At 60.5% G+C, this 12,616-nt stretch carries 12 protein-coding genes; 7 read left to right on the top strand and 5 right to left on the bottom strand.

Features of this window, described 5'->3' with window-relative positions; genetic code table 11:
• The first annotated feature begins 78 nt into the window (after positions 1 to 78).
• Positions 79 to 777, top strand: coding sequence for a VTT domain-containing protein (locus Q0520_RS05360; protein WP_298667402.1), 699 nt, complete (start codon positions 79 to 81; stop codon positions 775 to 777).
• A 320-nt stretch (positions 778 to 1,097) separates the two neighbouring features.
• The gene (locus Q0520_RS05355; protein ID WP_298667401.1) at positions 1,098 to 2,561 is read left to right on the top strand and encodes a TrkH family potassium uptake protein; all 1,464 of its coding nucleotides are present in this window, start codon (positions 1,098 to 1,100) and stop codon (positions 2,559 to 2,561) included.
• Between the two features lie 8 nt (positions 2,562 to 2,569).
• Here the strand turns inward: Q0520_RS05355 and Q0520_RS05350 are convergent, their stop codons facing one another.
• Both Q0520_RS05350 and Q0520_RS05345 read right to left on the bottom strand, forming a co-directional pair.
• Positions 2,570 to 2,830 (bottom strand): hypothetical protein, encoded by a 261-nt coding sequence (locus tag Q0520_RS05350; RefSeq protein WP_298667400.1) that lies wholly within the window; start codon positions 2,828 to 2,830, stop codon positions 2,570 to 2,572.
• Positions 2,831 to 2,897: 67 nt separating this feature from the next.
• On the bottom strand, positions 2,898 to 6,170 hold the full coding sequence (locus Q0520_RS05345; RefSeq protein WP_298667399.1) for an LAGLIDADG family homing endonuclease: 3,273 nt from the start codon (positions 6,168 to 6,170) through the stop codon (positions 2,898 to 2,900).
• A 270-nt stretch (positions 6,171 to 6,440) separates the two neighbouring features.
• Between Q0520_RS05345 and Q0520_RS05340 the strand changes: the two genes are divergently transcribed.
• A complete protein-coding gene (locus Q0520_RS05340; RefSeq protein WP_298667398.1) occupies positions 6,441 to 6,629 on the top strand; it encodes a hypothetical protein in 189 nt (62 codons plus the stop codon).
• 4 nt (positions 6,630 to 6,633) lie between these two features.
• Here the strand turns inward: Q0520_RS05340 and Q0520_RS05335 are convergent, their stop codons facing one another.
• Positions 6,634 to 7,209 (bottom strand): flavodoxin family protein, encoded by a 576-nt coding sequence (locus tag Q0520_RS05335; protein ID WP_298667397.1) that lies wholly within the window; start codon positions 7,207 to 7,209, stop codon positions 6,634 to 6,636.
• 51 nt (positions 7,210 to 7,260) lie between these two features.
• Positions 7,261 to 8,388, bottom strand: a complete 1,128-nt coding sequence (locus Q0520_RS05330) for an aldo/keto reductase (RefSeq protein ID WP_298667396.1) — start codon at positions 8,386 to 8,388, stop codon at positions 7,261 to 7,263.
• A 260-nt stretch (positions 8,389 to 8,648) separates the two neighbouring features.
• On the opposite strand from Q0520_RS05330, the gene Q0520_RS05325 reads away from it, so the two are divergent.
• Positions 8,649 to 9,275 (top strand): hypothetical protein, encoded by a 627-nt coding sequence (locus tag Q0520_RS05325; protein ID WP_298667395.1) that lies wholly within the window; start codon positions 8,649 to 8,651, stop codon positions 9,273 to 9,275.
• A 4-nt stretch (positions 9,276 to 9,279) separates the two neighbouring features.
• Here the strand turns inward: Q0520_RS05325 and Q0520_RS05320 are convergent, their stop codons facing one another.
• On the bottom strand, positions 9,280 to 9,672 hold the full coding sequence (locus Q0520_RS05320; protein ID WP_298667394.1) for an HIT family protein: 393 nt from the start codon (positions 9,670 to 9,672) through the stop codon (positions 9,280 to 9,282).
• Positions 9,673 to 9,776: 104 nt separating this feature from the next.
• Between Q0520_RS05320 and Q0520_RS05315 the strand changes: the two genes are divergently transcribed.
• From Q0520_RS05315 to Q0520_RS05305, 3 genes are all read left to right on the top strand, one after another.
• Positions 9,777 to 10,172 carry a hypothetical protein gene (locus Q0520_RS05315; protein ID WP_298667393.1) on the top strand — a complete coding sequence of 132 codons (396 nt, stop codon included), beginning with the start codon at positions 9,777 to 9,779 and terminating at the stop codon, positions 10,170 to 10,172.
• A gap of 512 nt (positions 10,173 to 10,684) precedes the next feature.
• Positions 10,685 to 11,083 carry a hypothetical protein gene (locus Q0520_RS05310; RefSeq protein WP_298667392.1) on the top strand — a complete coding sequence of 133 codons (399 nt, stop codon included), beginning with the start codon at positions 10,685 to 10,687 and terminating at the stop codon, positions 11,081 to 11,083.
• A gap of 4 nt (positions 11,084 to 11,087) precedes the next feature.
• On the top strand, positions 11,088 to 12,608 hold the full coding sequence (locus Q0520_RS05305; RefSeq protein WP_298667391.1) for a PAS domain-containing sensor histidine kinase: 1,521 nt from the start codon (positions 11,088 to 11,090) through the stop codon (positions 12,606 to 12,608).
• Positions 12,609 to 12,616 lie beyond the last annotated feature (8 nt).

The raw sequence follows: 12,616 nt of genomic DNA, 5'->3' as shown, positions 1-12,616 counted from the left end.
GCGAGGAGGCGCGTGAACGGCTCGAACATTTCGGCCCAAACAGTGTCGCAACGACTGACAGGGTAGAGTGATCCGGTCATGATGATCATGTTTCCCTTGCTTGCCGCCCATCCGCTCCTGACGGCGACCCTTCCCGGGCTCGTAGACGTCCTGCTCAACCTGGACGACTACCTCTTTCCCGTCGTCGAGCAGTACGGCGCCTGGACCTACGCCCTCCTCTTTGCGATCATATTCATAGAGACCGGCTTCGTCGTCATGCCGTTCCTCCCCGGGGACTCGCTCCTCTTCGTCGCCGGCGCCTTCGCCGGTGCCGAGGTGCTCAGCATCGGCGTGCTGCTGCCGCTCCTGATGATCGCAGCTTTTGCTGGCGACCAGACCAACTACTGGATCGGGAAGAAAGCAGGCGAGAAGATCCTCGCCTGGAACAATCGCTTCATCAAGCCGGAGTACGTCCGGCAGGCGCAGGAGTTCTTCGACCGGCACGGGAAGATCTCGATCTTTCTCGCCCGCTTCGTCCCGATCGTCCGGACCTTCGTGCCGTTCGTTGCGGGCATCGGGAACATGCGCTACCGCTGGTTCGTGAGTTACAACATTCTTGGCGCCATTGCCTGGGTCTTCCTCTTTGTCGGCGGGGGGTACTTCTTCGGGAATATCCCGATGGTCCGTGACAACCTGTCCCTGCTCATCATCCTTATCATCATAGCATCCTTTGCCATGATCGGCGTCGGATACCTCAAGGAGAACGCCGGGCGAATTAAAGAGCGGTTCTTTCGGTAGGAACGACCATGGACATGAACCCGGTGCCGTCGATCGCAACCGGGAAAGAGGGGCGGCGGTCAGGTTCCAGCAGCAGAGTATAGAAGAAGGTCGAGCCCTTGCCGGTTCGACTGAGACGTCGAGGTGCCGGTACTGGTCCCGCCGTACGGCTCGGAGGTGCAGAAGCGGACCCGGCGGGACATTGAAGACCCGTTGCGGTGTCCTCCCCGCCCCGATACACCTGTCAGCCAACGACCCGCTCTGCGGCGTCGGGTACCTTCCAGCCTTATCCCTCACCCCACCGCAAAGTTGATGAAAACACAGGGGACGAAGGGTGTATCATGCGCGGCAGGGACCAGATCGCGGCGATCCTTCCGGACATGGGCAGGATATTCCTCCTGATCGGGCTCGTCTGCCTCACGCCCCTCCTCGTCGGAATGATATACAAAGAATGGAACATTCTCCCGGCGATGGCGACCGCACCCCTCGCCTTCTTCATCATCGGCGGCCTGCTCTCCCCCCTGCGGGTGCCGGCAGGGCAGGCGCACCTCTCCGTTGCCATCGCCGCCGTCGCCTTCATATGGTTTGTCTGCGCCCTCGTCGGCGCCCTCCCCTTCACGATCGGCACCCACATGCCCTTCACCGACAGCGTCTTCGAGGCGATGTCGGGGTGGACCGACACCGGCCTCACCCTCATCGTCAACGTGGACGGGACGCCAAAGACCCTCCTCTTCTGGCGGTCCTTCATGCAGTGGCTCGGTGGCATCGGGATCATCGCTTTCACCGTCGCCCTTTCCCGGCGGTCCGGCCCTCTCCAGAGGGGCCTGTACAGGTCAGAAGGGAGATCCGAGTCCCTGATGCCGGGCGTCGTGGCGACGGCGACGAGCATGTGGCAGATCTACATCCTGATCACGGCCCTCTCTACCGGCCTCCTCCTCCTCTCCGGTATCTCCCTCTGGGACGCTGTCAACATTGCCATGACGTCCCTCGCCACAGGTGGTTTTTCCGTCCACACCGCGGGTATCAGTTACTACAACAACGTCCTCCTCGAAATGCTCGTCATCCCGGTGATGCTCGCCGGCGCCCTGCCCTTCAAACTCTACTACCTGATGCTCCATAGCCACCGGAGGATCAACATCCTGAAAGACCCACAGGCGAGAGTGCTCTTCCTCCTCGTCGTCACCGGCACCCTGGTCACGACCTTAGACCTGGTGACAAAGAACCTCCTCGACCCCCTCACGGCCCTCCGCCAGTCTCTCTTCATGGTGACGAGCGCCATCACATGCACCGGTTTTCAGAACACAAACCCCCTCGAGTGGACAGGGGCGACGGTCCTCTTCATCACCATGCTGATGCTCATCGGCGGTTCTTCGGGGAGTACCTCGGGCGGGATGAAGATCGGGCGGATCATCACCGGTTTCGACGGTCTTGTCTGGTGGTTCCGTCGCATCTTTCACTCAAGCAGGGCGGTCGTGCCCTTCAGGTACGAAGGCCGGACCGTTCCCCGCACAGTCGCCGAATTCGCGGTGGCAAAGACGATGCTCACCATCTTCCTCTTTATTTTCACCGGGGTGCTTGCAAGCCTCATCCTCCTCCACCTCCAGGCCGCTGGACCTTTCGAGGTGGCAGACGTCATGTTCGAGGCCGTCTCGGCGATGTGCAATGTGGGACTTTCCACCGGTTTTGCAAACCCCGATATCAGCCAGGTCTCAAAATGGCTCTTCATCTTCCTGATGTGGTTTGGAAGACTGGAGATGATACCGGTGCTCGTCCTCGCCGTCGGAGCGGTGCGGGGCTTTGACTGAGGGGACGGTCAGTGTCCAGCGCGCTCTGGTGCCGCAAGGTGCCTTTCCAGCGCCGCAAAGAGGGGCTCCAGTTTCTCGTCCTCGACGTGCACGACAGACGACCCAAAATCGGCGGCCCGGAGACAGCGGCAGAGGTCGTGTTCCCACTCGCTGTCGGGCGCAGACCTGATCTGGGCCAGCAGTTCAAAAAGAGGTTGATCAAGGACGACATACTTTATTTTGTCTCCGTATGTGACGGCAACAGCACCAATACTATCCTGTCCGGCCATAGGACTCCCGCCTGAAAGTAGACATACCGGACATATAAGGATTGGTATCGCGTGCGGTAAAAAAGAATTAACTGCAGCCGCTCCAGCCGCAGTTCTTGCAGATCCCCTGGTTGCACCCCTCGCCAAAGTCAAGTTCGGCCCCACACTCCGGGCAGAGGTTTTTCTTCTTGCCGGTGACGTCGGCGATCTTCCAGGTGTCGAGGGTGGTGATCGTCTGCTTCGAGGCCGCAAGGTCGATGCACTTGCCGACGACGTCGGCACAGGAGAGGCCCTCGGCCTCTGGGTTCTTGAGGGCGACGATGCAGTTCACCTTCGCGAACTGCCGCACGAACTTCTGGTACGGCACGCCGTTCTGGAGGCCGGTGGAGATGGCGCGGCCAAGGGCATTGGAGTTCGCCTCGCAGCCGCCGCTCCCGACCGTCCTGATGAAGACCTCCCAGGGCTTGCCGTCCATGAGGTTGACGGTGATGTACAGGCGGCAGCACCCGGACTGGCAGAGGTAGGTCTTGCCGGAGAGTTCCTTCGGGCGCGTCGCCTTCTGTTCGTGTGCCGGGATCGAGAAGGGGGCCGGTTTCTTCTCCTTGAGCGCCAGGACAACGTCCTCGCGACTGCCTGTCCGGTAGATGGTCATGCCCTTGAGGTGACTCTTCCAGGCCATGAGTACGGCCTCGGCAATATCCTCGCGAGTCGCCGCGTTCGGCATGTTGATCGTCTTCGAGATGGAGGCATGGACATGCTGCTGGAAGACCGCCTGCATCCGCACGTGGTCGCGCCAGTCGATGTCCAGGGCGGTCCTGAAGAGGTGCCTGAACGAGGCGGGGAGCCACGCAACGTCACGGATCGTGCCGGTCTCGTGGACGTGGTCGATCACCTCCTTGACCCTGCTCTCCGTCTCCTCGGAGGAGAGGCCCATGCCGCCGACGACGCGGCGCAGTTCTGCCTCGAAGATCGGGTGGAGCATCACGAAGGTCTTGCCCACGGTGTTTTTCCGGGTGTAGGCATAGGAGAAGACTGGCTCGATGCCGGAGGAGCACCCGGCGAGGAGGGAGATGGTGCCTGTCGGGGCGATGGTGGTGAGTGCGGCGTTCCGCATCGCGTACTCGCCCCAGATGCTCCCCTCGAAGGCCGGGAAAGTACCCTTCTCCGCGGCGAGGGCGTGGGACTCATCGACCGCGGTCCTGGTCATGAGGTCCATCACCCTGTCGCAGACGGCACGCCCCTCGTCTGAGTCGTACGGCAGGCCGAGCATCAGCAGGGCGTCGTGGACGCCCATCAGCCCGAGGCCGACCTTTCTCGTCTTTCTCGTCGCTTCCTCGATCTGCGGGATCGGGAAGACGTTCCTGTCGATGACCGCGTCCAGGAAGCGGATGGCCATGCGGGTGATCCCCTTCAGCGCCTCCTCGTCGATGGCGCCGTCCCTGACAAACTTCGCCAGGTTGATGGACCCGAGAACGCAGGACTCGAAGGGGAGGAGCGGTTGTTCACCACAGTTATGGGCCACAAACCCGTTCGCGTCGAAGGCGTTCACGCCCGGCACCTGCACGTCATAGACATCTTCGGTGCCGTCTGAGGCGACCGACGCAACGGTCGCAACAAAGCGCTCCCTCTTCAGGCTCCGGGTGTACGACGAGAGGAGGCCGTCGAGTTTCCCGGCCTTCTCTTCGTCCCTGAACCCGACACGGTCGCGGAAGGTCAGGAGGTTCTCCCCGCTGACGGCAAGATCGTACTGCTGCCGCACGGCGTACGGCTTTGTACCGCCGCGGCCGTCAGGAAGGATCCTGAGGCCCGCAGGCCGGCGCCGGTAGATCGTGCTCCTGATACCGAGGCGGAGGAGCATCCGCTGTGCGGCGAGAAGGAGTGAGCGGTTGCTCTGGGAGAGCCTGACGCTGACCCCCTTCGCGGGCGTGCCCTGGACTGAGCCGTCGGCGTCGAAGAGGCCGGAGAGGAAGCCGCGGTACCCGGCCGAGGAGGCCTTCTCAATCGCAGGAGTGATACCCTTCGCACCGGGCGCCATCCCCATCGCGGCGGCAAGGTCGCGGACAGCCGCAAGTTTGAGCCTGAACTCGTCCCGTCCCTCCACCGGGAACCAGCCGGAGAAGTCTGAGCGGTGGTCGAGGGTTCCGGCACAGGTCTCTGCATGGGCCATGACCGACCGGGCACCACTGCCTGACCAGACAGAGAGGACGGCGGCGTCCTGCTTGAGCGTGCCGTCGCCGACGAGAAGCCCGAGGAGGTAGCCCTGCTCTTCGGTGAGGGCGCCCTCCCACGCGGCAAGAGCGCGGTGGTCGTGGAGGAGGACGCGGTCGCCCGGCGCAAGGTCGCCGGCCCTGACCCACTCGCTCTCCAGGGTAGACCGGGTGAGGGAGGAGACACGGCGGACAGGGTGGTCGGCCGTGAGCCGCAGGCGGTAGCCCTCCTCGGTGCAGAGAGAGAGCACCTCCTTTCTCCCGGTCGGGAAGAACCCGTCCTGGCCCGAGGGGACGGCGACACCGCAGACCACGGCGTCGAAACTGCGGCCTATAAGGTCACGCACCTGCCGGGGCCCCCCGGTGGTCATGACCCAGGTCTCCGCGGTGACACATGGATTGGTCGTGTCGATGGGTCCGAGTTTTGGCGTCGGGTTCTTCCTGTTGATCTCGTCGTAGAAGAGGACGCCGGGCTCGCCGTTCCGCCAGATGCCGTCGACGATGCCGTTCCAGATGGCGCCGACCGTGATCTCCTCGCCGGTGTACGGGTGAGTGATCCAGACCTTCTGCAACTGTCTGGACTCGACGAACTCCATGAACCGGTCATTGACCATCACCGAGATGTTGAAGTTCGAGAGTTCGCCCTCGACGTTCTTTGCGTGGATGAATTTGAGGATGTCGGGGTGCCAGACATTGAGGATGCCCATGTTCGCCCCGCGCCTGCGGCCGCCCTGCTTGATCACGTCGGTGGCGGCGTTGAAGACCTTCATGAAGGAGATGGGGCCTGAGGCGACGCCGTCTGTGGACTGGACGGGCGCACCCTCGGGGCGGATATGGGAGAAGTTGTAGCCTGTGCCGCCGCCGCTCTTGTGGATGAGCGCTCCCCATTCCAGGGCATGGAAGATCTCGGGGATCGAGTCGCCGACATGGAGGGTGAAGCAGGCCGAGAGCTGGCCAAGTTCTGTGCCGGCGTTCATCAGGGTGGGGGAGTTCGGGAGGAAGGAGAGGGAGCGCATGGCGTCATAATACTCTTCCTTCTCAGCATCGTCGCGGGCGAGTGCGGTCGCCACCCGCCGGCAGATGTCGTCGAAGTTTTTTTCGCCCTTGCGGAGGTAACGGGCCGCAAGGATACTGTCAACTACTGAATCGGTCATTGTGGTGCACCATTAAAAATACGGGTCAAGAGTTCTTTGCTAGATTAGATCTGTGTCAGAGATTATATTTCCGCCCCGGTCTGAGGCGGGTTCATGGATGAGAGTCCCGCAGGTTACACGAGGTCGGGGTTCACGAGACGTTCCAGCGGCTGGAATGAGATGCAAACGGTGATATCGGCAGAATGCACCGCGTCCTTCGCAGAGCGCGTTCCTGCCATGGAGTGGGTATGCTCCCGGTATGTTTATCAGAGATCAGGGGGAGGGGGAAGCATGGAGAGGTGCGACCGCCACCCCGAAAATGCTATCACCGGTCAGTGCCGGTTCTGCAGCGAGGGCTTCTGCCCGGAGTGCATCGGTTGCCGGGTCCAGATCTGCCCGGGGTGCCTGTATAAAGGACTGGTCGTCGTCCTCGTTGCAATGGTCCTCCTCTCATTCACCGTCTGGTTCGGGCTACTGTAACCACTCAGGCCCGGATCTTCTTCAGCAACCAGGCCATGTTCTGCCCCAGGTTCTGCATAGTCTGCAGACCTTCCTTATCCTTCTCGACGTCGCCCGGCGCAAGCCCGATGCCCAGGTTCCAGTACGACGACCCGACCGTGACCATCTGCGAGATCCCGAAGAGGTGGTTGATGGTGTCGTAGGCATGGACCGCACCGGCGCGGCGGACGGCGACGACGGCCGCACCGGCCTTGCGAGTGAACATGCCGCCGTTGGCGAGGGCCACGTACCCCGCCCTGTCAATGAGGGCTTTCGTCTCGGTGCTGACGTCCGCAAAGTAGGTCGGCGACCCGATGATGATCCCGTCTGCTTCGGCCATCTTCGCGATGCAGTCATTGACGAAGTCGTCGTCGATGACGCATTTCCCGTCCTGGTTCTCGAAACACTTCGCACAGGCCGTGCAGCCGTGAACTTTTTTCCCGCCGATGTGGACGAGTTCGGTCTCGACGCCTTCTCTCTCCAGTTCGGCGAGGACGGTCCGCAGAAGACGGGCGGTGTTCCCGTTCTTCCTCGGACTCCCGTTGAATGCAACTACCTTCATCTCAGGTCTCCGTAGTGCGATAGTGGTGTGCGGCCTTCATATTGCTATCCCTCACCGCCCGAAGAGGTCGGCGACCTCGTGGAGGCAGTCGATCACCCTGATCCCCTGTGGGCAGATCTCCTCGCAGGCCCCGCACTCCGCACAGAGGGAGGCGTACCCCGTGTCGCCGAGGACGTGGCGGTAGAAAAACGCGGCATGCTCGTGGTCGCCGAAGAGGGCGATATCGTTCAGGCGGGCAAGACATTCGGGGATGTTCACGCCGCCGGGGCAGGGCATGCAGTAGCGGCAGGCGGTGCAGGGGACGCGGATCTTCTCCCTGAACGCGTCCCTGACCCTCTGGATGGTCTCATGCTCTTCGGGTGAGAGGGATCCGGGCAGGCCCTCCTCTGCGGTCGCAAGGTTCCCGGCAAGGTGTGCTGGGGTGTTCATGCCTGAGAGGACGGTCGTCACCTCAGGGTGGTCGAGGACCCAGCGGAGGCCCCACGCAGCGGGACTCCGCCTGACCGGGGCGGCGTCGAAGATCGTCCTGACTCCCTCGGGCGGCGCGGCAAGCATGCCGCCACGGAGGGGTTCCATCACGACGACGGCAAGGCCCTTCTCCGCCGCATACCTGACACCTGCGGTCCCGGCCTGATAACAGGTATCGAGATAGTTGTACTGGACCTGGCAGAGGTCCCAGGCGTACGCATCGACGATCTCCCTGAATGCATCTGGGGAATCATGGAAGGAGAAGCCTGCATACCTGATCCTCCCGTCGGCCTTCGCCTCGTCGAGGAAGAGGTCGACCTCCATGTCCCAGAGTCTGTTCCACCGGCTCTTTGTCAGGGCGTGGATGAGGTAGGCGTCAAGGTGGTCGGTGCCGAGGCGCCGGAGAGACTCGTCCAGAAGGCGGTCCATATCCTCCCTGGACTCAACTCTCTTTGCGGGCAATTTCGTTGCAAGGAAGGCCCTCTCGCGGTACCCGTCGGCAAGGGCCCTGCCGACAACAGTTTCTGACTCTCCTCCGTGATAGGGCACCGCCGTATCGATGTACGACGCACCGCCGTCGATCGCCGCCCTGATCAGGGCGACGGCCGCCCCCTCGTCGATGCGGCCCGCGGGTGTCTGCGGGAGGCGCATGCACCCCATGCCGAGGACGGGGAGGGGTTCTCCCGATGATGGGATCTGTCGATAGAGCATTCTATTGATCTCCGTTGGCCAGAGTCATTTCATTGCCGGTTTTGCCGCGAGCGGATTGCTCCGGAATGTCACGGAGAGCATCCATTCTGCACATGTACAGGAGACCGGAACCATAAAATGCAGAAAGCATCCCTTTTCCAACTTGAGCACAAATAATCCCAGGAATAAACGAATGATCCATTTTTGTTGCATCATACAAACGGATTATATGAGCATAAGTACTGGAACAAAATATACCCGAACACTTCGAACAAAATAGGATGAGAAAAAGGATTCTTGTATCCCTCGTCCTCTGCACCGTCCTCCTCTGTTGCGGGTGCATGCAGGCCGCCCCCCAGGGCGACCAGAAAGAAAACGAAACACCACAGGCAGGGACGGCCTATACACAGGCCGGCAATGCCTCGGAAATGATCCAGATAGACGCCGGACTGTTCCGCTTTGCCGTGGCCTCCAACGACTCAGGCCCCTTCGCCTTCGAAGTGGGGAACCCTGACACCTATGACTATCTCGCCCATGGCGAAGGCCCCTATGCCCTGAACGTCACCGCCGACGGTCCATGGACTGTGAAGGTTGAGAAGGTAGCCGGCGAGGCAGGACACGCCCTTCCCTTCAGCGTCAAGGGGTCCGGCGACGACGCCGCAGGCTGGATCGATCTCCCGGCCGGCGAGGTCATCTTCAACGTCACCAATGACGGCAGGTCGTTCTTCGCCGTCAACCTGTACAACCAGACCGGCCACCCCGTCCTCGACCCGACTGACAGGGAACTCCGACCTGTCCGCGGGCACATAGGCCCCTACAACGGGACCGTGCCGGTGTTCATCCAGGAGAAAGGCCCCTACTATCTGAACGTCGTCTCAGATGGTAACTGGAGCGTCTCGGTCTCCTGAAAAATTAATACATCTTTTTCTCCGGGACCACTCCCCTGACCCCACCCCTGGGATCAGGGACGTCGCCGGCATAGCGCGGGATGAGGTGGACGTGGAGGTGGGGCACGGTCTGTCCGGCGGCAGGGCCGACATTGACACCGATATTCCAGCCGTCAGGATGATACCTCTCCTCCAGAACGTCCCGACAGCGGCAGAGGAGGTCGAGGAGCGCAACCCGCTCCGCCTCTGTCACCTCGAAGAAGGAGGGGACATGCCTGAAGGGGACGATGAGGGTGTGGCCCGGGTTCACCGGGAAGGCGTCGGCCCTCGCGTAGGCGAGGGCATTCTGCAGGACGATGTCGGCGGGAGAGGGACCGCAGAATGGGCAGGTGGTGCCTGTCCGGGGATCGTCGCTCATACATGGGGTTTTCACGCAGGAAGGGATGAAGGCAGCGGCCCGGTGCCGGCATGCCAGCAGAATAAATTCGCAAAACCTATCTCTGGGAAAGAGAAGGGGAGATTATGGCTACTGTCGACTGGCAGCAGTATGAGGACTGCACCCCCGACGTGAACGCGGTCCTCGACGATTATTATCGCCGGTACCTCTCCGACCATGTGCCCGGCAGACTCTGGGACCGGGTCAGGGAAGACATTGAGGTCTATTTCTCTGACAGGATGGACGAAGCCCTGTACGAACCGGGAGAAGACGACGAAGGGGACAAAGACGGAGCATACTTCGACCCCGACGCCCTCGACCCCGAGGAGATAACGGAGGACGTCGTCGGCATCATCACCGACGCCCTTGAAGAGATATGGGATATGCCCGGTGCGGCGAGGGACATGATCACCCGCGACCTCAGAAAAGAAATCAGCGCCTCTCTTGCACCCCTTGAAGAAGCGTCAAGGTACGATACCTGAGGCTGAAGGAGTTATAAATCCCTTTTTTACCAACTTTCCCCCTTCACACCGGCGGAACGGTTTTCACCAGCAGTCTGCCCGATGGCTCTACGAGGACGACGACCTCCTCGCCTCGATGGGGCAGGTCACATACCGGCGCCCGGGGATTATCCCTTCCCTCCGATGACCACAGAATAAAAAAACGTGCTGATATATTTCAGGATTTGAAGGTCATCAAATGCAAAAAATTCCATAAAACTGGCAAAAGAAACGTCACGGCATTACAATGTATAAATACCACCTTGCATAAATACAGAATGCACCTTTAGCGTACCATCGCACACTCTGCTGGCGAACTCGATGATATCCCTTCTCTGTGTTAATGACAAAAGCGGGGCAACCGACTGTATCCGTCAGAACCTCAATGACACAGGCGATTTTTCTATCACGGCATTAAATCCAGGGGTAGAGGTGTTCCTGCTCCCGAAAAAGAGTCCTGTGATGTCATCTATTCTGCCGCGGAGATGTCCGGCATGAAAAGCGTCGACCTCCTGCAGGCGGCACGGGAGAATGGATGCCGTGCACCATTTATCTTCTTTGATGGGCCTGATGAGATGGACCGGACGCCAACAGAGGAATGCGGGACGACAGACCAGATCCCGGAACTCGTCCATACTGCCGGTGATGGTCCGTCTCTTGCTTACAGTAGAGTCTTCAGGGGGATGTGGAGCGGTCCAGAGACATCATGCCCCGGCAAAAGCAGAACTCCCCACGAGACGATAATCACACAGTTGAAAAAAATCGCAGACATGTACAGACAGATCAGGGCCGCATGCAGATGGCGCAACAGGATTACAGCACGGCACTCTCGAATGTGCCGACGACAGGACCATCGAATATCTTCCCGGGCCCCTGAAGACGATCGACGGTGAGACCATGGGCGGGGTGTGGAGTTTCACCGATATCGCCGAAGAGAAAAGGGCTGAAAAATGCCTGAAAGAGCGGGAACAATTCTTCACCACTCTTCTTGAGGCCATCCGTGATGGTGTCCTGATCGTCGATGAGAATGGCAGTATCAAATACGCAAACAGGGCCGCCTGTGGACTGGTCGACCTCCCTTCCACCGGTGACTGCATCGGGAGGAACATCCATGAGTTCGTGAGTCAGGACAAGGCGCGTGCCGGCTACAGGGACCTGCTGAGAGTCAGAGGAGACAACGCCGCCGTCCCTTCAGAATACACACTTGTCACCCCGGCAGGCAGGGTGCGGCGGGTCGAAGGTCTCAGCAGCACCATAACCTGGAAAGAAAAGATGGCGATCGTCGTCACCCTCCGCGACGTCACCGAAAGAAAACAGGCCGAGGCCGAGGCACAGGAGAGTTCAGACCTCAGCAGGGCACTGATCGACGGCCTCCCCGAGTACATCTTCGCGCTGACACAGGAAGGGGAGGTCATCTTCGCCAACCCTGCAGCGGAGGCCGCCCTCGGTTACACGAGGGGAGGCCTGAGAGGGAAGGCAGTGCAGTCCTTCATCGCGGAGTCGTCCCTGCAGGACTTCGGGACCGCGGTACAGGAGACGGTCACTGGAGACAGAAACCGGTCATTCGAGGTCGGCATCAGGACTAAAACAGGCGGTATCCTGCGGGTGACCCTGCGGGTTGCTCCCATCACAATCAAAAACCGCGACGCCGTCCTCATCATATTGACAGACCTTACAGAACGGCTGATACTTGAAAAAGAACTAGAATATCATGCCGATGAACTCAAAAGGTTCTCGGAGTCGCTCAGTCGAACCAACGAGAAACTCACGATCATGAACAGTATCACCCGTCACGATATCCTCAACCAGCTCACCGTCCTCCTCGGGTACCTTGAAATCGCGATGGAAGATAGCAGGGAAGCAGGGGTCCAGGAAAACCTCGCACGGATAAAGTTCTCGGCACAGAACATCAGGGAACAACTCGAGTTCGCCCGCGACTACCAGGACCTCGGCGTCCGGGAACCACACTGGTCAGACATCAGGTGGCATATAGCCAGGCTCAGGCAGGACGGTGTCACTATCGAGACCGGTCTCCAGAAAATGGAGGTGTACGCCGACCCCCTCTTCGGGCGGGTCTTCTACAACCTCCTCGACAATGCCGTCAGGCATGGAAAAAGGGTCACGAGAGTCCGGGTTTCAAGCAGAATCGATGAAGATGGGACTCTGACAATTGTCTGGGAGGACAACGGTGTCGGGGTCAGAGGCGACGAGAAGGAGAAGATCTTCAGGCGGGGATATGGCAACAACACCGGCCTCGGCCTCTTCCTCTGCAGGGAGATCCTGGGGATCACCGGGATCGCTATCAGAGAGACAGGAGTGTATGGAAAAGGAGCACGCTTCGAGATTCTGGTCCCAAAAAAAGGGTACCGGTCGGTGCAGGAGCGGGCAAATCTTCCCGATCCCGGGGCCCAGGCATGAGGGGGCCG

The sequence above is a fragment of the uncultured Methanofollis sp. genome, from assembly GCF_937919355.1.
GTDB lineage: Archaea > Halobacteriota > Methanomicrobia > Methanomicrobiales > Methanofollaceae > Methanofollis.
Note: the sequence above shows the minus strand (reverse complement) of the source record. Positions and strands in the feature narration are given on the sequence as shown.

Bases quoted from the DNA above. Each gene is read 5' to 3' on its own strand.
- Q0520_RS05360 (WP_298667402.1), top strand. From the start codon at position 79: ATGATGATCATGTTTCCCTTGCTTGCCGCCCATCCGCTCCTGACGGCG.
- Q0520_RS05355 (WP_298667401.1), top strand. From the start codon at position 1,098: ATGCGCGGCAGGGACCAGATCGCGGCGATCCTTCCGGACATGGGCAGG.
- Q0520_RS05350 (WP_298667400.1), bottom strand. From the start codon at position 2,830: ATGGCCGGACAGGATAGTATTGGTGCTGTTGCCGTCACATACGGAGAC.
- Q0520_RS05345 (WP_298667399.1), bottom strand. From the start codon at position 6,170: ATGACCGATTCAGTAGTTGACAGTATCCTTGCGGCCCGTTACCTCCGC.
- Q0520_RS05340 (WP_298667398.1), top strand. From the start codon at position 6,441: ATGGAGAGGTGCGACCGCCACCCCGAAAATGCTATCACCGGTCAGTGC.
- Q0520_RS05335 (WP_298667397.1), bottom strand. From the start codon at position 7,209: ATGAAGGTAGTTGCATTCAACGGGAGTCCGAGGAAGAACGGGAACACC.
- Q0520_RS05330 (WP_298667396.1), bottom strand. From the start codon at position 8,388: ATGCTCTATCGACAGATCCCATCATCGGGAGAACCCCTCCCCGTCCTC.
- Q0520_RS05325 (WP_298667395.1), top strand. From the start codon at position 8,649: ATGAGAAAAAGGATTCTTGTATCCCTCGTCCTCTGCACCGTCCTCCTC.
- Q0520_RS05320 (WP_298667394.1), bottom strand. From the start codon at position 9,672: ATGAGCGACGATCCCCGGACAGGCACCACCTGCCCATTCTGCGGTCCC.
- Q0520_RS05315 (WP_298667393.1), top strand. From the start codon at position 9,777: ATGGCTACTGTCGACTGGCAGCAGTATGAGGACTGCACCCCCGACGTG.
- Q0520_RS05310 (WP_298667392.1), top strand. From the start codon at position 10,685: ATGAAAAGCGTCGACCTCCTGCAGGCGGCACGGGAGAATGGATGCCGT.
- Q0520_RS05305 (WP_298667391.1), top strand. From the start codon at position 11,088: ATGGGCGGGGTGTGGAGTTTCACCGATATCGCCGAAGAGAAAAGGGCT.